The 18,813-nt window shown below is 42.6% G+C and carries 16 protein-coding genes; 10 read left to right on the top strand and 6 right to left on the bottom strand.

What is annotated here, in order from left to right:
* Window positions 1-241: 241 nt before the first annotated feature.
* Window positions 242-1,816: an efflux RND transporter periplasmic adaptor subunit gene (locus tag D1367_RS07325; protein ID WP_118165242.1), complete on the bottom strand. Its 1,575-nt coding sequence runs from the start codon at window positions 1,814-1,816 to the stop codon at window positions 242-244.
* A gap of 937 nt (window positions 1,817-2,753) precedes the next feature.
* Between D1367_RS07325 and D1367_RS07320 the strand changes: the two genes are divergently transcribed.
* A complete protein-coding gene (locus D1367_RS07320; RefSeq protein ID WP_118165239.1) occupies window positions 2,754-3,641 on the top strand; it encodes a tetratricopeptide repeat protein in 888 nt (295 codons plus the stop codon).
* A gap of 442 nt (window positions 3,642-4,083) precedes the next feature.
* Here the strand turns inward: D1367_RS07320 and D1367_RS07315 are convergent, their stop codons facing one another.
* Window positions 4,084-4,488: a response regulator gene (locus tag D1367_RS07315; RefSeq protein WP_118165237.1), complete on the bottom strand. Its 405-nt coding sequence runs from the start codon at window positions 4,486-4,488 to the stop codon at window positions 4,084-4,086.
* A 325-nt stretch (window positions 4,489-4,813) separates the two neighbouring features.
* Here D1367_RS07315 and gyrA point away from each other — a divergent pair, with 325 nt between their 5' ends.
* From gyrA to D1367_RS07305, 3 genes are all read left to right on the top strand, one after another.
* Window positions 4,814-7,324, top strand: a complete 2,511-nt coding sequence (gene gyrA, locus D1367_RS07310; protein WP_118165234.1) for a DNA gyrase subunit A — start codon at window positions 4,814-4,816, stop codon at window positions 7,322-7,324.
* Window positions 7,287-7,430: a hypothetical protein gene (locus D1367_RS30580; protein WP_181985235.1), complete on the top strand. Its 144-nt coding sequence runs from the start codon at window positions 7,287-7,289 to the stop codon at window positions 7,428-7,430. Before gyrA ends, D1367_RS30580 begins: the two co-directional genes overlap by 38 nt.
* A gap of 376 nt (window positions 7,431-7,806) precedes the next feature.
* On the top strand, window positions 7,807-7,992 hold the full coding sequence (locus tag D1367_RS07305; protein ID WP_118165232.1) for a chlorophyll a/b-binding protein: 186 nt from the start codon (window positions 7,807-7,809) through the stop codon (window positions 7,990-7,992).
* 192 nt (window positions 7,993-8,184) lie between these two features.
* Here D1367_RS07305 and rpoD read toward each other — a convergent pair whose 3' ends face one another.
* Entirely contained in the window at window positions 8,185-9,354 is a 1,170-nt protein-coding gene (gene rpoD / locus D1367_RS07300; RefSeq protein WP_069073375.1) for an RNA polymerase sigma factor RpoD, read from the bottom strand.
* 1,963 nt (window positions 9,355-11,317) lie between these two features.
* Window positions 11,318-13,255: a DNA topoisomerase (ATP-hydrolyzing) subunit B gene (gene gyrB / locus D1367_RS07290; protein ID WP_118165228.1), complete on the bottom strand. Its 1,938-nt coding sequence runs from the start codon at window positions 13,253-13,255 to the stop codon at window positions 11,318-11,320.
* A 252-nt stretch (window positions 13,256-13,507) separates the two neighbouring features.
* Between gyrB and miaA the strand changes: the two genes are divergently transcribed.
* Complete coding sequence (miaA, locus tag D1367_RS07285) at window positions 13,508-14,410, top strand: tRNA (adenosine(37)-N6)-dimethylallyltransferase MiaA (protein WP_118165225.1); 903 nt, start codon at window positions 13,508-13,510, stop codon at window positions 14,408-14,410.
* Window positions 14,411-14,465: 55 nt separating this feature from the next.
* Here the strand turns inward: miaA and D1367_RS07280 are convergent, their stop codons facing one another.
* On the bottom strand, window positions 14,466-15,194 hold the full coding sequence (locus D1367_RS07280; protein ID WP_118165222.1) for a Uma2 family endonuclease: 729 nt from the start codon (window positions 15,192-15,194) through the stop codon (window positions 14,466-14,468).
* A gap of 133 nt (window positions 15,195-15,327) precedes the next feature.
* On the opposite strand from D1367_RS07280, the gene D1367_RS07275 reads away from it, so the two are divergent.
* Window positions 15,328-15,690 (top strand): protein kinase domain-containing protein, encoded by a 363-nt coding sequence (locus D1367_RS07275; RefSeq protein ID WP_118165220.1) that lies wholly within the window; start codon window positions 15,328-15,330, stop codon window positions 15,688-15,690.
* Complete coding sequence (locus D1367_RS07270; RefSeq protein WP_118165218.1) at window positions 15,674-15,883, top strand: WG repeat-containing protein; 210 nt, start codon at window positions 15,674-15,676, stop codon at window positions 15,881-15,883. Before D1367_RS07275 ends, D1367_RS07270 begins: the two co-directional genes overlap by 17 nt.
* A gap of 27 nt (window positions 15,884-15,910) precedes the next feature.
* Here the strand turns inward: D1367_RS07270 and vapB are convergent, their stop codons facing one another.
* Complete coding sequence (vapB, locus tag D1367_RS07265) at window positions 15,911-16,147, bottom strand: type II toxin-antitoxin system VapB family antitoxin (RefSeq protein ID WP_118165216.1); 237 nt, start codon at window positions 16,145-16,147, stop codon at window positions 15,911-15,913.
* A gap of 207 nt (window positions 16,148-16,354) precedes the next feature.
* Between vapB and D1367_RS07260 the strand changes: the two genes are divergently transcribed.
* Genes D1367_RS07260 through glcD form a run of 3 tightly spaced genes read left to right on the top strand, consistent with a single transcriptional unit; the run spans window position 16,355 to window position 18,586 of the window.
* Window positions 16,355-16,720, top strand: a complete 366-nt coding sequence (locus tag D1367_RS07260) for a magnesium transporter (protein ID WP_118165214.1) — start codon at window positions 16,355-16,357, stop codon at window positions 16,718-16,720.
* Window positions 16,710-17,087 (top strand): HEPN domain-containing protein, encoded by a 378-nt coding sequence (locus tag D1367_RS07255; protein WP_118165211.1) that lies wholly within the window; start codon window positions 16,710-16,712, stop codon window positions 17,085-17,087. The genes D1367_RS07260 and D1367_RS07255 overlap by 11 nt, the downstream gene beginning before the upstream one ends.
* A gap of 26 nt (window positions 17,088-17,113) precedes the next feature.
* Window positions 17,114-18,586: a glycolate oxidase subunit GlcD gene (glcD, locus tag D1367_RS07250; RefSeq protein ID WP_118165209.1), complete on the top strand. Its 1,473-nt coding sequence runs from the start codon at window positions 17,114-17,116 to the stop codon at window positions 18,584-18,586.
* The last annotated feature ends 227 nt before the right edge of the window (window positions 18,587-18,813 follow it).

Below are 18,813 nucleotides of genomic sequence, written 5' to 3'. Positions count from 1 at the left end.
TTACTCGACAGTTGAACCTTTTTACTCGACAGTTGAGCTTTTTTACTCGACAGTTGAGCTTTTTTACTCGACAGTTGAGCTTTTTTACTCGACAGTTGAGCTTTTTTACTCGACAGTTGAGCTTTTTTACTCGACAGTTGAGCTTTTTTACTCGACAGTTGAGCCTTTTTACTCCCCTTTGTGTTCCATCCCCCTGCTCCCTTGCCTTTTTTAACTAAACCGTATTGATTTAAAACTCACTTTAAGGGGAACCACCACCGGAACGACCTCCGCCACCGCCGGAACGACCTCCGCCGCCACCTGCTCCTCCTCCTAGACCAGGGAAAACTCCTCCTCTTGGTGTTGATTGCGGACGCGATCCAGGTGGGAAACTCAACAATACCCTTTCATCTCCTGTCAATCCAGACTTAACTTCAGTAAAGTTATTCGCGCTGACACCAGTCTCAATAGGAGTAAACACAGGTCTGTTATTCTTTCCTGCCACAAACACACCTGTAGCATTTTCTTGCCGCACCACCGAGGCCGTTGGCACTACTAGAACATTTTCAACTTGACCGACTTGAAAATCTACTTCCGCATTCATCCCAGATCGCAGTAGTCTTTGAGGGTCTGAAAGTGATACTCTCACTTCAAAACTGGTGACGTTTTGCTCTACTATTGCTTGGGCAGCAATTTGGCTGACTTTACCTTCAAAGGTTTTTCCTGGGTAGGCATCTGCCTTAATCGAGACTTTTTGACCAAGGCTGATTTTGGAAATATTTGTTTCTGCCAAATTTGCGACAACTTCATTTGTTGAAGCTAGAGACAAGATTGAAGAGGAAGAAGAAGAAGCTACTTCACTACTGGCTGTTGTGGGTGTCACGAAAGCGCCGGGATCAGCAAACTTCTTTGTCACCACACCATCAAAAGGGGCGCGAATAATTGTGTCATTGATTTGGGCTTGGATATTTTGCAGCGAACCGCGAGCAGATGTTACCTGGGCGCGGGCTGCGTCAATATCTTCTTGGCGCGTTCCGGCTTTTAGAAGTGCCAAAGCTTGCTGTCTTTGCTTCACCACAGCTCGGGCTTGCTCAATGTCTTCTGGACGTGACCCAGCTTTTTGCAGAGCTAGTGCTTGTTGTGCTGCATTTACAGTAGCTTGGGCGCTGTCGCGATCGGCACGGCTTTGGTTGAGAGTCTGAAGGGAAATACCGCCTGCATTGTAAAGTTGTTGATTGCGGAGAAGATTATCTTGTGCTTTTCTTAGAGCCGCTTGAGTGTTTTGTAACTGTGCCTGTGAAGCAGCAATATCTTGAGAGCGATTGCCTGCTTGTACCTTTTGTAGATTTGCCTGGGCTTCGTCTAATGCTCCCTGTGATTGACCAATATCTTGAGGACGATTACCTGCGATCGCCTTTTGCAGATTCGCCTCGGCTTGTGCCACTTGTCCTTGAGCAGAGGTGAGTTGTCCCCGCAGGTTGGAATCATCCATGTAAGCGACAATCTGTCCCTGTTTGACGATATCTCCTTCTTTCGCCAAGAGGCTTTTCAGGATGCCGGAATTTTTCGGGCTGAGGTTGATTGACCGTTCAGGTTTCACCGTTCCGTTCGCTGAAACTGTCATTGTTAAACTCTGCCTTTCTACAGGCTGTGTCAGCACCCGGCGGCTGGCTTGTTGACGGGGAGCAACCGTTACTTGGTAATAAACGGCATAGCCAATTCCACCCAAAAGGCAAAGAGCAATTAGCCAAGAGAGCCAATTACGTTTGACCTTTTTTTTCTTTACCTCTGGAACCAAAACTGATGAATCTACGGTATTTGGTGTATCAAGTTTCATATAACTTCGTCTAAAAAGAACGGCTACCGAGCTAGTTATTCACGGCTAATATAGCCTGGTAGCCCTATACCAACAATAGTTGCGTCTGCCGTCACGATCCCAATTTTGATTGCGATCGCCAACAACATAGACTGAATGAAGCCCAAAGGCTTGTTTAGCCTCGTTAAGAGCCTCCAGGCTGGAAATGTATTCTCATGGGCTGCTGCCTCTGGTCAAGCTACTGGAGGCGGAGCCTAAGAGAATGGGTTAAGAGCCTCCAGGCTCTTAACCAGTCAGGGTAAGGGCTGTATCTTTTCTTAGTGCCATTCAACATAGACTTTCGTCTGGGCACTTGCAGGCGCAGTCAACAGAGTAGGAACAATGATCAGGGCAGCAGCAGCTAAGACTATCGATATCCGGTTTGCTTTCAACATGGAATTGATTCCCTATTTGTATTAAAGTTATATTTTGCTGAGGTTTGAATCCAGCAATCTTTAGACAGTTATTTTTGTTTTGGCATCAAGGTGTTTAATATTTACCTCATCGTATAAATTCATACATATTAATTATTGCTTAAAACGTCCAAACCGATGTATGACCAAAGTCATTAGTAATTCCAGACTGATGTATGACCAAAGTCATAAGTTTTTTTAATGGGGAGTGGGGCAAAATAGTGCTGAGTTAGGAGTTAGGAGTTAAGAGTTCTTCTCCCCTCTGCCCCACTCAGTACTCAGCACGGGCTAAACCATAGCTATCCGCTCACGGAACTTGGAACTCAGCACTCTTGAAGGGCATTGGGCATTAAGTAATAATTCTTCTTCCCCTGCTCCCCCTGCTCCCCCTGCTCCCTCATCCCCATTCCCTCCTGCCTTTCTTTGTAAGATTTTGCTACCGTCAACAGCGTAGATCGTTTAAGCTAGCTGAAAGATTCTTTGATTAGTGGCTTAGAGGCGGTAGTGTGCCGAAATATGTTCGTTTGATTTCTTTTCTAATGGTCTGTAGTTTATGGAGTATGCCAAAAGCCGCTAACGCGCAGGCATTAATACCCCATACATTGCAACTAGATGCGACAAAGTTAGAGAAGCAGGGGTTGAGCTTGGCACAAGAGGCGGCTCAACTAGCTCAGTTTCAACAGGTTGAATTAGCTTTGCCACGAGCGCGGCTGGCTAGTCAACTGGCTCCTAAGAATGATAAAGTGTGGTTGCTCTTAGGTGGATTGCAACTGCAAACTAAAGAGTTTGACGGGGCGATCGCTAGCCTGAAAACAGCGCAATCTATCAACCCGAAAAATGGTGATATTTTGTTTGCTTTGGGTTCAGCTAATTTTCAGCAGAAAAATTACCAAGCAGCTGTTGTCAATTACCAAGACGGTTTGAAGTTAAAACCCAACGATCCAGAGGGGTTATTTAATTTGGGTAATGCTTACTATTTGCTGGGTAAATTGCCAGATGCGATCGCACAGTACGATAAAGCAATCTCCCACGATAAAAAATTCTGGCCGGCGATCAACAATATTGGCTTAATCAACTACGAACAGGGTAATACCACCGAAGCGATTAAGCGATGGCAATCTGCTGTAAGCCTTGATAAACAAGCCGCAGAACCTTTATTAGCCTTAGCAGTGGCACTGTATACTAAAGGCGATAGCGAACAAGCATTAAGCTTCGGAGAAGCCGCACTCCGCATCGATCAGCGCTATGCTAGTTTGAATTTTCTCAAAGAAAATCTCTGGGGCGATCGCCTACTGGCTGATACGAAAAAATTCCTAGAATTACCCCGTATTCAAACAGCCCTACAGCAACGAGAAAACTCATCATCAGCGCCTAGAGAACAGCCTACTCAATAGGAGTGGGGAGTTAGGAGTTAGGAGTTAAAAGTTAGGAGTTAGGAGTTAAAAGTTAGGAGTTAGGAGTTAAAAGTTAGGAGTTAGGAGTTAAATATTTCAACAGTTATCAGTTAATTTGTCCGTTGGGAGTCAGAGTCCCCCACAACTAACAAGTGGTGTGTTTCAGTCCGGGTGGTCACGTAGCTCTTGCTGAAGTGTCAAATCCCCTACTGAAACCGTGATAACTCCAAACTCCTCACTCCTAACTCCTCACTCCAAACTCCTCACTCCTAACTCCTAACTCATAACTCATAACTCCTAACTCCTAACTCCTAACTCCTAACTCTCCCATTACCACTTGCCTAACAGTACCTTTTCATAGTACATATATACTAAATGAAGACAGGAACGGGTCGCCCAAAAACCTTTGCGGGCGAGTATTCCTGAAATAAGTCGTCAATTCTTAGCGGTCGTCTGTGGGTAGAAGTGCGATGATTTGGTCAACAAACTGTTGATGGTCAACAACTGGCTTAGAAATGTAACCATCAGCGCCGCTTTGCTTGAGAAAGTTTTCGCGATCGCCTTCCATAGCATGTGCCGTCACCAAAATAACGGGTAAGTTTGCTGTTTTGGGATCAGATTTTAACATTTGTGTAATTTTGATTCCATCAACAGATTTACCTTGGTAAACACTTCTAGACAGAGAAACATCCATCAAAATCAGGTCGGCTTCTCCTGATTGGGCAATTTTTATTACTTCTTCGACATTTTCAGTGTGTTTCACGCCCAATCCCCCACGCTTGGACAAAATTTTGGAAAAAACACGAGCATTAATTAGATCGTCTTCGACAATTAAAACAGTTTTCATGAGATTTTTAGTAATAGAGGTAGAGGTAAGGCGATTAAGCAATTCAAAATTTAAAATGAGAAAATGCAGTCATGGCAAGTATCCTGGCTATGGAGTCTACACAAATTAAGTGTGCAACAGATTATCATTCGATTAAAACAGCTACCAGGTATCTGTTTCCTTTTTAATAGTCAATGTACATCCTGTCATCAAGGATGATACTACTGCTTTTTCTTCTATGACTATCAATATTTTGTTAGGAATCCCATTTCATCCGTTATGCTGTGGTTGCTGCAATATTGAGTTCCGCCGACTTTAGTGTAGTTAAATTTCAGGGAAAAAACTCATGGCAAAACAGTTAAACCTTCTCTCAACGGGACAGGTAATTCCAACAGCCCTGCACACCGAGATGCAACGGTCTTATCTAGAATATGCCATGAGCGTGATTGTCGGGCGAGCGCTACCAGACGTGCGTGATGGCTTAAAACCAGTGCATCGGCGCATTCTATATGCCATGCACGAACTCGGTTTAGTACCAGATAGACCCTATCGAAAATGTGCCCGTGTAGTGGGTGATGTGTTGGGTAAATACCATCCCCACGGCGATCAATCAGTTTACGATGCTTTAGTCAGGCTGGTACAGGATTTTTCTAGCCGCTATCCTTTACTAGCAGGACACGGTAACTTTGGTAGTGTCGATAATGACCCGCCAGCAGCGATGCGTTACACAGAAACGCGCCTCGCACCCATCAGCCATGAGGGAATGCTGACAGAAATTGGCGAAGAAACTGTGGAATTTGTCGGTAACTTCGATAATTCCCAGCAAGAACCAACGGTTTTACCTGCTCAGTTGCCGTTTCTGTTGCTCAATGGCTGTGCTGGTATCGCCGTGGGAATGGCGACGAATGTTCCACCTCATAACTTGGGAGAAGTTGTTGATGGGTTAATTGCCTTAATCGACAACCCAGATATGCCAGATGAAAAATTATTTGAGTTAATTCCAGGGCCAGACTTTCCCACTGGTGGGGAAATAATTGGTGAGGCGGGAATTCGGGAAGCGTACACCACAGGTAAAGGTGGGATTATGCTGCGGGGAGTTGCGACTCTGGAGGAAATTCCAGCCACTAGGGGAAGTAAGCGACGGACGGCAATTATCATTACAGAATTGCCTTATCAAGTAAATAAGGCTGCCTGGATTGAGAAGGTAGCGGACTTAGTAAATCAAGGTCGTTTGCAAGGAATTTCCGATCTTCGAGATGAAAGCGATCGCGAAGGAATGCGGGTGGTAATTGAACTCAAACGCGATACCAATCCCCAAGAAGTTCTCCAGCATTTGTATCACCAAACTGCTTTGCAAATGACTTTTGGGGCAATTCTCCTAGCAATAGTGGATGGACAACCTCGCCAGTTAAGTTTGCGTCAACTGTTGCAGGAGTTTTTGAGTTTCCGAGAAGAGACGCTGAACCGTCGCTACAATTACGAGTTGGAGAAGGCTCAAAGTCGTGTGCATTTGGTGGAAGGTTTACTCAAAGCACTATCTAATTTGGATCAGGTAATTGAAATTTTACGCCAAGCTCCCGATGGCAGTACGGCAAAAATTAACCTTTGTAGCCGACTAGATTTGAGTGAGGTACAAGGAGATGCAATTCTGGCTATGCCGTTGCGCCGCCTCACTACTTTAGAACAGCAAAATTTGCAGCAGGAATTTGAGCAGATAAGTGGACAAATTAGCTTATTGGAGCAATTACTCAACGATCGCCGCGAATTACTCAAGGCACTGAAAAAAGATTTGCGATCGCTCAAGCGCAAGTACAGCGATCCCCGACGGACGAAAATTGGAGAGGAGCAAAAGTCTAAAGCAGAGGAGCAGAAGAACAGAGGAGCAGAGGGGCAGAGGAGCAGAGGGGCAGAGGAGGAGGAACTTAAATCTTCTGAACCAGCAGAGGAAGCAATTTTAGAGTTTACCCAACGAGGTTATGTGCGGCGCACCCAGCCATCGGGGAAAAAGTCAAAAGGTGAAAATGGTCTGCATGATAATGACTTCATTATCCAAACTGTGTTGACTGACACAGAGAAAGACTTGCTAGTACTAAGCGCTAGCGGCAAAGTCTATCCTGTGAAGGTGGGAGAAATTCCCCCAACCACTGGCCGTTCTCCACGGGGAAAACCTTTGATTACCATGCTCAGTAGTACTGCTCAAGGCGCTCAAGAAGCTGTAGTCAGCCGCTTTTTGCTGCCGGAAAATCTCGAAACTAAGCAGATGATTCTCTTAACAAAAGAGGGACGAATTAAGCGGCTGTCTCTGGGAGAATTTACTAACTTGACTCGGCGCGGAATCACGATTTTGAAGCTCAAAGACGATGATGAATTGTCATTTACCCAGTTCACTAAACCAGGGGAGCATCTGATTTTAGCTAGTTCCGGTGGGCGACTGTTGCGTTTTGCAGTCAATGATGAACAATTACCGATCATGGGACGCACAGCAATGGGTTTACAAGCATTTCGGTTATTGAAAAATCAGCAAATGGTTGGCTGTGTCACTGTCGGTAAAGATGACCATCTGCTGCTAGTTACCCAAGAAGGATATGCCAAGCGAATGCCTGCGAGTCAGCTAAGAGCAGCTAATCGCGGCGATTTAGGCACGCAAGCGCTGAAATTTGCCAGCAAAACTGACAATTTAGCTGGGATGGTCATGGCGATCGCATCTGGCGAGGTAGCTTTAGTGACGAATAAGGAGCGGGTAGTGCGGATACCTGTGGAAACGGTGCCAATTTTAGGTAGAGATGTCAAAGGTGAAAGCATTCTCCAACTCAACCGTGATGAAAAAATCATTACTGTTGCTGAAGTGCGATCGTAAACTATCTAAAGCTTATCTCGTTCCCAGTCTCCGACTGGGAATGCCCGTCCTTGAGGCTCCGCCTCAGGAACTGGCGGCAGAAAATATTGGAATGGTGCTTATTTAACCTGGATTTAGATCCCCGACTTCTTGAAGAAGTCGGGGATCTGGACAGTATTTTTGACTCCAAATATATCTATTAATTCTCAATAATTTTTAATTTTAAAATAACAAACTCTCTAAAAAATCAGCAAATACAACCAAAATTTTTGATAAATCTCAATAAATATAATATTGTCTATCACAGTAAAAGTCTGAATAACATTTCTTCTAGCTCAGTAAATCTAACTGAAGGCTGATGTTTTAATCTGTATAAATAGCTATTCCTATTTATGTCAAGGTATGGAAACAAAAGTATAAAACATGTTGCCTTTATTAAAATATTTGTTATATTAGTTTACATAAGGCAATAAACCTTAAAAATTAAGCTTGGAGTCTGAACCATGACAAACGCAACCACAACAAAAGTAACTACTCCTGTAATTGAAGACCGCAACGCTTGGCGCTGGGGCTTTACCCCACAAGCAGAAATTTGGAACGGTCGCTTGGCAATGATTGGTTTTTCAGCAGCCATTTTGGTTGAGCTTTTTTCTGGTCAAGGCTTTCTACATTTTTGGGGCATCCTGTAAGTTTTAATATCTAAGATGACCTATAAATAAAAAAACCTGGAGTGCTAATTCACTACCAGGTTTTTTATTGTTTTGTCATTTGTCAGTTGTCATTTGTCATTTGTTTATTTACTAATACTTCGGCTTCTCTACGAGACGCTACGCGAACGCTCAGTACAAGTGACCAATGACTAATGACTATTGACTAATTGACTACCGAATATACTCTTTGAGAACGCTGTTACGATTTGGGTGGCGTAACTTGCGGAGTGCTTTCGCCTCAATTTGGCGAATGCGTTCGCGGGTGACGTTGAAAATCTGGCCGATTTCCTCAAGAGTCTTCATCCGACCATCATCCAAGCCGTAACGTAGTCTGAGTACATCGCGTTCACGAGGGCTGAGACTGTCGAGGACTTTTTCAAGGTCTTCGCGCAGAAGGTTTTTGGAAACTTGGTCTTCTGGCGTTTCACCATCGGATTCAATAAAATCGCCCAACCGAGAATCTTCTTCTTTACCAATGGGTGTTTCTAATGAAATGGGTAACTGGGCAGATTTAGCAATGAACCGCAACTTCTCAATGGTCATTTCCATGCGAGTGGCGATTTCTTCTTCAGTGGGTTTGCGACCCATTTCTTGAGACAGTAACTTGGTAGTTTTCTTAATCCGAGAGATGGTTTCGTAAAGGTGAACTGGAAGCCGAATTGTACGTGATTGATCTGCGATCGCGCGGGTAATTGCTTGACGAATCCACCATGTAGCATAAGTGGAGAACTTATAACCTTTTTCGTGGTCAAACTTTTCAGCGGCACGAATCAAACCGAGACTGCCTTCCTGAATTAAGTCCTGGAACGACAAACCACGATTCATGTACTTCTTGGCAATTGAAACTACAAGACGGAGGTTAGATTGCACCATCTTGTCTTTCGCCCTGCGACCAACATGGAGGCGATAACGAAAAGCTGGCAAAGGTAGTTGTACTGCTTCTGCCCATTCACTATCACGAGGATCGCGATCTAACTGTTCACACAGTCTTTCGCGGACTCTCTCTAATTCCAGCAAATCGGCTATTTTCCGCGCCAATTCAATTTCTTCGTCTGCCCGCAACAGCCGAATTCTACCAATTTCTTGCAAGTAAAGCCGAATTGAATCTTCGGTATAGTGCTTCTTCTTGCTTTGTGTCCGACGACGCGATTTAGCGGCTTTTCCAGACTTTGCGTCGTCCTCATCAGACTGAGGCTCTAAAAATTCCTCGTCACCTTCATCGATGATCAGCAAGTCCTCTTCATCGTCTATTAAGAGTTCTTCTAACTCGAGCTCAGGCTGATTTATTATTTCTAGGTCAGGCTGATATATGCTTTCGAGTACGTTGTTAGCCTGGTTCATGCCGCGTTCCTCATGCTCCTTGCAGAATCAATTACTCAAGACAAGATGTGTTTAATGCTCTTTTAAACGAGCTATTCATTAACCGAAAATAAGCTTTTTGGCAGATTTGCCAGAGATATTTTCGGACGTTTTACACCTCCGGTTGGAGGTTTTAAAATTAGTTTAAGCGATTACTAAAAGTGACTTGCTCATCTTAGTAAATGTTATGTGTGTTGCTATCACACAATGCTTTCAACTAACTGGTCAAAAAAAAGACTCGCCTTTATCAAAAAATTTGCCACTCTATACTAATGAGTTCAGACTGTTGGCAGATTTTCCTAGAAAGACTCTTCCGATTGTAGCCTGTTTCACAGAAGTTGCACTCTTTTTGTGTATTAATCATGAACTTCTAAAGCAATTTTTAGCCACTATTACCAAAAAGACATTCAAAACAGGAGTTATACTCTTAAATTTTTCTCCACTTTTCAGAATTGCAGTGACCCTCTTATTACATTACAAAGTAAGTACGTTTGCTTTTGCCGAATTTCATGTATTTTACACAACATTCATTACTTAGGAAGAGTGAATTTTATGTGAACTCAGACCATTTGTCTTAATCTACCCATTTTTACATTTCCTTCACAAATTACGCATTCCTTAGACTAAAGCGGTTCTTGACCTTGGGTAAATACAACAAGGGTGATGGTGTTTGCCTTAAAGCAGTTAACCTTCTGCGTACTAATTACCTTAACTGAGGAGTTGAGGCTCTGGCAGAATCGACCTGATAGCAGATCAATTTAGGTTTAACTAATTTGGTCTTATTCACACGTTAGCGCACTGTGGCGATTTCAGCCCTATGAAACTTGACAAACTTTTCTTATTGTATACAAGGATATTTTAATCAATACAAAAAGAATTTGTCGTGTGAACTCGCCAGTATAGTCTTATTTAAGGCAAAAGTTCATTAGATACATCAGATACAATAGCGATCGCCACGGCAGTACATGAAGATATTAACAAGTTTGCTGCCAGATGGTGTCCGCTTCCAGTAGGCATTACCTCGAACAAAGAGAAGCCAGAAGATTGCCTGATGATTTGCTTATAAACTTGGCTTACGTAAGTAAGTTGTAAACTTCAATACTTTTATTTCGGTAAGTTTCGGTCATCTTATTATGAGAAATCCTCAAAATACTTATTAATTGCTGTTTGATAGATGAGATTCAGTTATTTTCTTAAAGCATAACAAATGTGTTTCTTGCTGGTGGACAAAATAAATCAGCCAGTCTGTGCAAAGAGTATTATCTTAACTAAACTTCTATAAAGTTGGTAGTTTAGCTAACAGTAGAAGATTGAATTTTTGTAAAATATTGACAATAAGCAAATTATATGATTATTCACTAAGTGAAAAATTTAGAATTTTTGTAGTTATGTTGCACTGACCTACCGCTTACGTGGTAAGGCAACCTAATTTTTTTATTAGGAAAGATATGGTTTTTAACCCAATACGGTTCAGTTAAGCGCTACTTCTACAAAATCGTGGGTTTGGAGACGCGATAAATCGCCGTCTGTACAAGACGCGATAAATCGCCGTCTGTACAAGTGTTTTGGTCTTATCTGAACTGTATTGGTTTTTAACCTTGATCCATATTTGGTATTTCTTGTCAACGCGTAAGTCATATTTATTGAAAAAGTAAGGGTTCAAAACCTCGCCCGAAGTCAAGCGAAAAAATCCTTGTATTCTCTTGGTAGGTTGAAACCCTCTGCCCGTTGTGTCGGGCTTAGTTTAATTCCGAATGGGCGAAAAAGCGAACTTGTACTGAGCGCAGTCGAAGTATTGCGAATTGACTTCATGTGTTTCGTAGTTTGTCATCATTCAAAAAAGGTACTTTTTATAGGAGTTTTGGATATAAAAAAGGTAATGGGTGATACGTTTTCACCCATTACCAATGTCACAAATTATTGGAGTCGTGCCAGAGAATTGATATTAGATATCTAAATCGGTGAAGTTGAGTTTAGAACCATAGGTTTCGATAAATTCTCGTCTGGGGGCGACGCGATCGCCCATTAAAATTGTGAAGATGCGATCGGCTTCGGCTGCGTCCTCAATTTCGACTTGCTTCATTTTGCGGGTTTCTGGGTTCATTGTGGTGTCCCAGAGTTGTTGTGGCATCATTTCACCCAAACCTTTGAAGCGTTGGATGGTATAGTTGGCGTTAGCAGGGAATTTAGCGATCGCTTGATCTTTTTCACGATCGCTATAGCAGTACTCATGATTACGTCCCCGTTCTACTTTAAACAGTGGGGGACAAGCAATATAAATAAAGCCTTGTTCGATCAGCGCTCGTTGATATCGATAGAAGAATGTTAACAACAAAGTCCGAATGTGCGCTCCATCTACGTCAGCATCCGTCATGATGACTATGCGGTGATAACGCAACTGAGTGGAATCGAATTCATCACCTTTGACACCTAAACCGAGGGCTGTAATTAACGATTGAACTTCGTTATTTTTATAAATTTTGGCATCGTCGGTTTTTTCAATGTTAAGAATTTTACCACGTAGAGGCAAAATCGCTTGAGTACGGCGATCGCGTCCTTGTTTGGCACTTCCACCGGCTGAGTCGCCTTCCACGATGAATATCTCAGATTCGCTGGGATCACGAGAACTGCAATCTGCCAATTTACCAGGTAATGGCGAAGATTCCAGTACCGATTTGCGCCGAACTAATTCCCGTGCATGACGCGCTGCTTCTGCGGCTTTGAAAGCTTGGATAGCTTTATCTAAAATTGAGTCTGCGATCGCCGGGTGAAATTCTAGATACTCAGTGAGGACTTCTCCCACTAAAGAATCAACAATCCCCCGAACTTCAGTGTTACCGAGTTTAGTCTTAGTTTGTCCTTCAAATTCTGGATCGGGGACTTTAACGGAAATTACCGCAGTCAAACCTTCACGGACGTGTTCGCCACTGAGGTTAGGTTCATTCTCTTTAATTTTATTGCGCTTGCGAGCGATCGCATTTAGTGTCCGAGTCAGAACTGCTTTTAACCCTTCTAAGTGCGTACCACCATCTACTGTACGAATATTGTTAGCAAAACCTAGCACATTATCCGTATAAGCATCAGTACACCATTGCAAAGAAACTTCCACTTGTACATTGTTTCGTTCCCCCTGCACATAGATAATTTCTTCATGCAGTGGTTGCTTCTCACGATTCATGTAAGCGATATATTCTTTAATACCACCCTTGTAATTGTAGGATTCTACTTTCGGTGTATCGCTTTTTAGTAGTTCTAAACGGTGGTCAGTAAAGGTAATTTTGACACCTGCATTCAGATACGCTAATTCCCGTAGGCGACCGGATAAAGTGATGTAATCAAACTCAATGCTAGTTGTAAAGATTTGGGTATCTGGCTTGAAAGTGACAGAAGTTCCAGTTCTAGCTTCTTTGTAAGGCTTTGCTTCCAGTTCACTAACTGGGATACCGCGTTCATAGCGTTGGAGATAAACTTTTTTATCTCGCCAAACTGTAACTTCTACAACCTCAGACAGGGCATTAACAACAGAAATACCAACCCCGTGTAATCCTCCAGAAACTTTGTAGCCACCGCCGCCAAACTTACCACCGGCGTGTAGTACCGTCATTACGGTTTCCAAAGCCGATTTTCCGGTGCGCGAGTGAGTATCGACGGGAATACCGCGACCATCATCTGTTACAGTCACCGAACCATCAGCGTTGATATCCACCTCTATATGAGTGCAATGACCCGCCAAAGCTTCATCAATTGAATTGTCCACCACCTCGTAAACTAAATGGTGGAGTCCTCGCGGCCCAGTCGTACCGATGTACATTCCTGGTCTTTTGCGGACGGCTTCCAGACCTTCCAGAACTTGAATCTGATCGGCACTGTAACTGCTCGTCATGTAAACTCTCCTGATGCGTGGGGTTGAAATCGCCTAAAGGCAAATAAAAGTAAAAACACTCCAAAATTGTAACACAAAAGCCTTGCTGGCGTCTGTAGGGCATTTTCTAGAGAAGTTTATACTGGGGTTGCACTACCGTGGAAGAGGGGCACGGGGAGCAGGGGAGGCAGGGGGGCAGGGGAGGCAGGGGGCGGGGAAGATTATTTACCAATGCCCAATGCCCAATGACTAATGACTAATGACTAATGACTAATGACTAAATTAATTGTGATTTGTGGGGCAACGGCAACGGGGAAATCGGGTTTGGCTTTGGCTTTGGCGATGCGATTGGGTTCTGTAATTCTCAGTGCTGATTCTCGTCAAGTTTATCGTGAGTTTGATATAGGGACGGCAAAACCAACTGTAGCTGAACAAAAATTGGTGTCGCACTATTTAATAGATATCTGCGATCCAGCAGATATCATGACAGTAGCAGACTATCAGCAGCAAACACAAGCTTTAATTGCTTCTGTTGGTGTTACACCAGTGTTTTTAGTTGGTGGCACTGGTTTATATATCCGTTCCATTGTTCAAGGGATGAAAATTCCGAGAGTTGCACCACAAATTGAATTGCGATCGCAGCTTGAATCTCTTGGTCAAACTCAACTCTATGCAATGTTACAACAAGTTGACCCCGTTGCAGCACAAAAGATTCATGGCAATGATTTAGTCCGAACTTTAAGAGCATTAGAAGTATATTATGTTACTGGATATCCCATTTCAGAACAGCAAGGGGAGAATCCGCCCAATTATCCGATTTTGCAAATTGGTTTAGATTGCGATGTTGAAAAGTTGCTTGCTCGGATTCAACAGCGTACTGAGCAAATGATAGCAAATGGTTTGGTTGCTGAAGTGGAGCATCTTTGTCAAAAATATGGCGCTGATTTGTCTTTGTTGAATACTTTGGGCTATCAAGAAATCAAGCAATATTTGGCTGGGGATATTTCCTTAGATGAGGCGAAAGAATTGACAATTTTGCATACGCGACAATTTGCCAAGCGACAACGTACTTGGTTTCGAGCCTATCCAAAAATTGAATGGTTTGATGCAGATGATCCTAATTTATTAGAGAAAGTTTGGCATCGGATAAATGAGTTTATAAGTTGCACTTCGTGATAATTATAAACTCATGCAAAGACGCAAAGTTTTTTGCGTCTTTACAGTGAGTGTTCTACAGATTGTCGGGATCTACACCCATAGCCCGTAGCCTATCTGCTAGTAATTGGGTACGTTGTTCTGCCTGTTCGGCGCGTTGTCGTTCTTGTTCGGCGCGTTGTCGTTCTTGTTCGGCGCGTTCATCTCCAGTCGATAAAACATTACCATCTTGGTAGCACCAGCGTAACCAAGTATCTTGTCTATCTTCAAATTTACCTTCCCACAAAGTTACGCCTAAACCAACTTGTTCTAACCAATTTTCTGAAGTTTCAAAGTAGCGCCTTCCTCTAAGTTCATAAACGCGTAGTAGTTTTTCTCCTAATTGCTGATTCTGGTCATATACGATGTAGTAACTAGCCCGCATTTGTTCATAAATTTTCAGCTTTTTGCCAAGTTCATCACCTTCTTTATTAGAGACAATTTCTAGGACAACTTCTGGAGGTTTGCCAAAACGCCAAACCATATAACAACGATTTTGTTTTTCCCACCAATTTTGAGGCACTTGCACATCTAAGCTGAGAAAAACGTCGGGGACAATTGCAGGTTGACCGTCTGTATGGTAAACTCCGACATTCGCTGCTGCTAAAAAACTCTGGCTTTGTAAAGAACTGTAAAGAGAGCCAACCAAGAGACGTTGTTGTTTTTCAGAAGCAAAATTGTCCACAGGTGTATCATCTTCAGTGACTAGCTGGTTGGCATCTGGCACATAGTAATCATCATCATTGATTAGAACTTGCTGAACCATGATTTTATCCAGTATTTGAGAGCGTTATTTCTAGGTTAATTGATTGGGGATGAGAGAGTGCGTAGTCTTTGAGCTGCAATAACTGGGTAGGTTGTGTGAAAATCTAAAGATAAAAGTCTGTAGAATCAGCGCAATGATTGGAAGAACACTACGGCAACACTACAAAATCATTGATAAGTTGGGATCTGGTGGTTTTGGAGAAACCTATTTGGCTGAAGATTTAGATATCCCTACAAACCCTAAGCCTAAATGCGTTGTCAAGCGGCTTCAGCCCAACGAAAGGAATCGAAATATTCCTAATTCAGATATTTTGCGCCTGTTCCAGAAAGAAGGAGAAATTCTCTACCAATTGAGTCAAAATCACAACCACATTCCCAAACTTTACGCTTATTTTCAGGAAAAGCAAGAATTTTATCTAGTTCAAGAATTCATTGATGGGCATGACTTGAGCCAGGAAATAACTTCGGGTAAAGTGTGGAATGAAACCTCAATTTGAGGAAGCTAAATTCTTTTCACAAGGGCTGGCAGCAGTAAGGATTGGTGGGAAGTTTGGTTATATAAATATCAAAGGGGTATTTATTATCCAACCTCAGTTTGATGAGGCTGAGTGCTTTTATGGTGGGTTAGCCTCGGTAGAAATTGGTGGAGAGGGTTACTGTATTGATAAGACTGGGAATTTTATTGATTAATGATTACTATAAAATCTAATAACAGTTTCATTCCTCACTTTCACCTAACCAAAATTCATCAGGTAAAGGTTTATTGAAATCATCACTTATCCAAATCTTATCTTGATTTAAACCTAGTACCCGTTTCTGGGGTGGTTGTTGAGGTTGAGCATATTTTTGTGCGAGAAATTCCACAAAATCTAGCACCTGTTGTTGCTGTTCGGGTGCTAGGGTTTGCAGCTTTGCAATTAATTTTGAGGTGGAATCTAAAACTTGGTAAGTCATTTCACCCTCTGCTGTTAAATGGCTGACTCTATGTTACTGTAGCCCCACAATTAAGAGAATATCTGAATTCTACCATCATTCAACGTACTCCTTAAGAGACATCGCAGCTTCCGTACTCAAATTATGCGATCGCCTTTTACTCCCCCCTTAGCTGCTATTCTTGCAACAATAGTAAACACAGCCATCAACAGCAGCCTGTAAAATGCCATGACAGACACCGCAGTTAGCATTTTTCCCGCCGATATCCAAACCATTGAGCAGTTATACACCTTCCGAGAGCGCACCGAAGTTTTAGAATTTCTGGATAAACATCCGTTTCTCATTCCCGTGCTGCTAGAAGCACCTGACAAAATTCGCCACTACTTCCCTGACTCCCAACTATTTCTGGAAGTTGTTCCAGATCCAGAAATCATCGACTACGTGCTACTGGTATTATCTATACTGATGAAGCTTGATCCTGATGATGCGATCGCAAGACAAAAACAAATGGATCTGGATTGGTGGTTAAATAATACAACACACGAGGTACGAAGTCAGTTGATTACGCTTTTAGAATATCCAGATGAGTTTTGATTGGTCTGAGTATCTTAAAGTAGCTAAAGAGCTAGCAGGTGCTGCAACTACTTCTGCCAATCAAGAAGCTAAGTTTCGTGCGGCCATCAGTCGAGCGTACTATGCAGCTTTTATCGAAGCACGAAACTACCTGCGCGATCAACAAGGGCATTCAATTCCGACAACAGGTAATGCTCACAAGTATGTCAGTGACCAATTTGATATTAGTCCCGAACCACAGCGTCAATTGTTAGCAAAAGAATTAGCAAAGTTACGACTTTATCGCAATCAAGCAGATTATGTAGATAAATTTCCTGGATTGGCTGGTATTACGTTAATGGCTTTAAATTCATCTGAGGAAGTAATTTTAATTTTAAGCAACCTGTAAACATCTACCTTGAACTTTAAAAAACTATGCTTACCCAAGATAAAAAACAACTCAACTGGAAACCGATTATCAAAGCATTCGAGGCTGTCCTTGGCAAAAATGGTGTGGTGCAACGCCGAGAAGAACTCATTACCTATGAATGCGATGGTTTAACTGGTTATCGCCAACGTCCGGCTGTGGTGGTGTTACCCAGAACTACAGAACAAGTTGCAGAAATTGTAAAAATATGCAACCAATACTCTATACCCTTCATAGCACGCGGTTCTGGTACTGGTCTATCTGGTGGCGCTTTGCCAGTCATAGATTCTGTTTTAATTGTCACTTCCTTAATGCGGCAAATCCTCAGTATTGATTTAGAAAATCAACGAACAGTTGTCCAACCAGGGGTGATTAATAGTTGGGTAACACAAGCTGTAAGTGGTGCTGGTTTTTACTACGCTCCTGACCCTTCCAGTCAAATTATTTGCTCTATTGGGGGCAATATTGCCGAAAATTCTGGTGGCGTACATTGTCTCAAATACGGTGTTACTACTAACCACGTTTTAGGATTAAAAATTGTCACGCCGGAAGGGGAAATTATCGATATAGGCGGACAAATCCCAGAAATGCCTGGTTATGATTTAACAGGTGTTTTTGTTGGTTCCGAAGGTACTTTAGGAATTGCTACAGAAATTACTTTGCGAATTCTCAAAAGTGCAGAATCAATTTGTGTGCTGTTGGCAGATTTTACTAGCATTGAAGCAGCTGGAGCAACTGTTTCTGACATTATCAGCGCCGGGATTATTCCTGGTGGTATGGAAATGATGGATAACTTCAGCATCAATGCTGTTGAAGATGTTGTAGCAACTAATTGTTATCCCCGCGATGCTACTGCCATTTTGCTAATAGAGATTGACGGTTTAGAAGTAGAAGTTGCAGGAAATAAGCAGCGAGTTATTGAAATTTGTAAAAAGAATGGGGCACGAAATGTCACTTCTGCTACTGACCCAGAAACCAGATTGAAATTATGGAAAGGACGCAAAGCCGCTTTTGCTGCGGCTGGACATTTAAGCCCAGATTATTATGTACAAGATGGTGTAATTCCTCGGACTCAGTTGCCTTATGTTCTGCACGAAATTCAGACTTTAAGTGAACAATATGGTTATCGTGTTGCTAATGTATTTCATGCTGGCGATGGTAATCTTCATCCGCTAATTCTTTATGATAATTCTGTGCATGGAGCATTGGAACAAGTAGAAGAAATGGGTGGAAAAATTCTCAAACTTTGTGTCCAAGTTGGTGGCAGTATTTCTGGCGAACATGGTATTGGTGAAGAGAAAAAGTGCTATATGCCACAGATGTTTAGCCAAGTTGATTTAGAAACTATGCAATGGGTACGGCAAGTTTTTAATCCAAAAGGGTTAGCAAATCCTGAAAAGATATTCCCCACACCACGAACTTGTGGTGAAGCCGCAAATGCATCGGCTATCAAGCAATTTGAAGGTGTGGAACGATTTTAAAAGTTAGGAGAGACGCGATTAATCGCGTCTGTACGTTTGGAGTTATCAGGTTTTGGTATATTCTCTCGTTCCCTGGCTCTGCCAGGGAATGTAGTTATATGAGGCTCTGCCTCAAGTTAGTATAGGAGGCGGAGCCTCAATGAGGGGCATTCCCAGCCAGAGGCTGGGAACGAGAGTGTGAGGGGTGTGCTTAATCTGGGGAAAGTACGTACATTATGGCATCTTGT

The organism is Nostoc sphaeroides, assembly GCF_003443655.1.
Classification (GTDB): Bacteria; Cyanobacteriota; Cyanobacteriia; order Cyanobacteriales; family Nostocaceae; genus Nostoc; species Nostoc sphaeroides.
This window is presented reverse-complemented; position numbering and strand designations above follow the sequence as displayed.

Excerpts from the sequence above, each read along its gene's own strand:
- D1367_RS07260 (WP_118165214.1), top strand. The coding sequence starts at position 16,355 with ATGACAGACACCGCAGTTAGCATTTTTCCCGCCGATATCCAAACCATT.
- gyrB (WP_118165228.1), bottom strand. The coding sequence starts at position 13,255 with ATGACGAGCAGTTACAGTGCCGATCAGATTCAAGTTCTGGAAGGTCTG.
- D1367_RS07280 (WP_118165222.1), bottom strand. The coding sequence starts at position 15,194 with ATGGTTCAGCAAGTTCTAATCAATGATGATGATTACTATGTGCCAGAT.
- vapB (WP_118165216.1), bottom strand. The coding sequence starts at position 16,147 with ATGACTTACCAAGTTTTAGATTCCACCTCAAAATTAATTGCAAAGCTG.
- glcD (WP_118165209.1), top strand. The coding sequence starts at position 17,114 with ATGCTTACCCAAGATAAAAAACAACTCAACTGGAAACCGATTATCAAA.
- D1367_RS07325 (WP_118165242.1), bottom strand. The coding sequence starts at position 1,816 with ATGAAACTTGATACACCAAATACCGTAGATTCATCAGTTTTGGTTCCA.
- rpoD (WP_069073375.1), bottom strand. The coding sequence starts at position 9,354 with ATGAACCAGGCTAACAACGTACTCGAAAGCATATATCAGCCTGACCTA.
- D1367_RS30580 (WP_181985235.1), top strand. The coding sequence starts at position 7,287 with ATGAAAAAATCATTACTGTTGCTGAAGTGCGATCGTAAACTATCTAAA.
- miaA (WP_118165225.1), top strand. The coding sequence starts at position 13,508 with ATGACTAAATTAATTGTGATTTGTGGGGCAACGGCAACGGGGAAATCG.
- gyrA (WP_118165234.1), top strand. The coding sequence starts at position 4,814 with ATGGCAAAACAGTTAAACCTTCTCTCAACGGGACAGGTAATTCCAACA.
- D1367_RS07270 (WP_118165218.1), top strand. The coding sequence starts at position 15,674 with ATGAAACCTCAATTTGAGGAAGCTAAATTCTTTTCACAAGGGCTGGCA.
- D1367_RS07305 (WP_118165232.1), top strand. The coding sequence starts at position 7,807 with ATGACAAACGCAACCACAACAAAAGTAACTACTCCTGTAATTGAAGAC.
- D1367_RS07255 (WP_118165211.1), top strand. The coding sequence starts at position 16,710 with ATGAGTTTTGATTGGTCTGAGTATCTTAAAGTAGCTAAAGAGCTAGCA.
- D1367_RS07275 (WP_118165220.1), top strand. The coding sequence starts at position 15,328 with ATGATTGGAAGAACACTACGGCAACACTACAAAATCATTGATAAGTTG.
- D1367_RS07315 (WP_118165237.1), bottom strand. The coding sequence starts at position 4,488 with ATGAAAACTGTTTTAATTGTCGAAGACGATCTAATTAATGCTCGTGTT.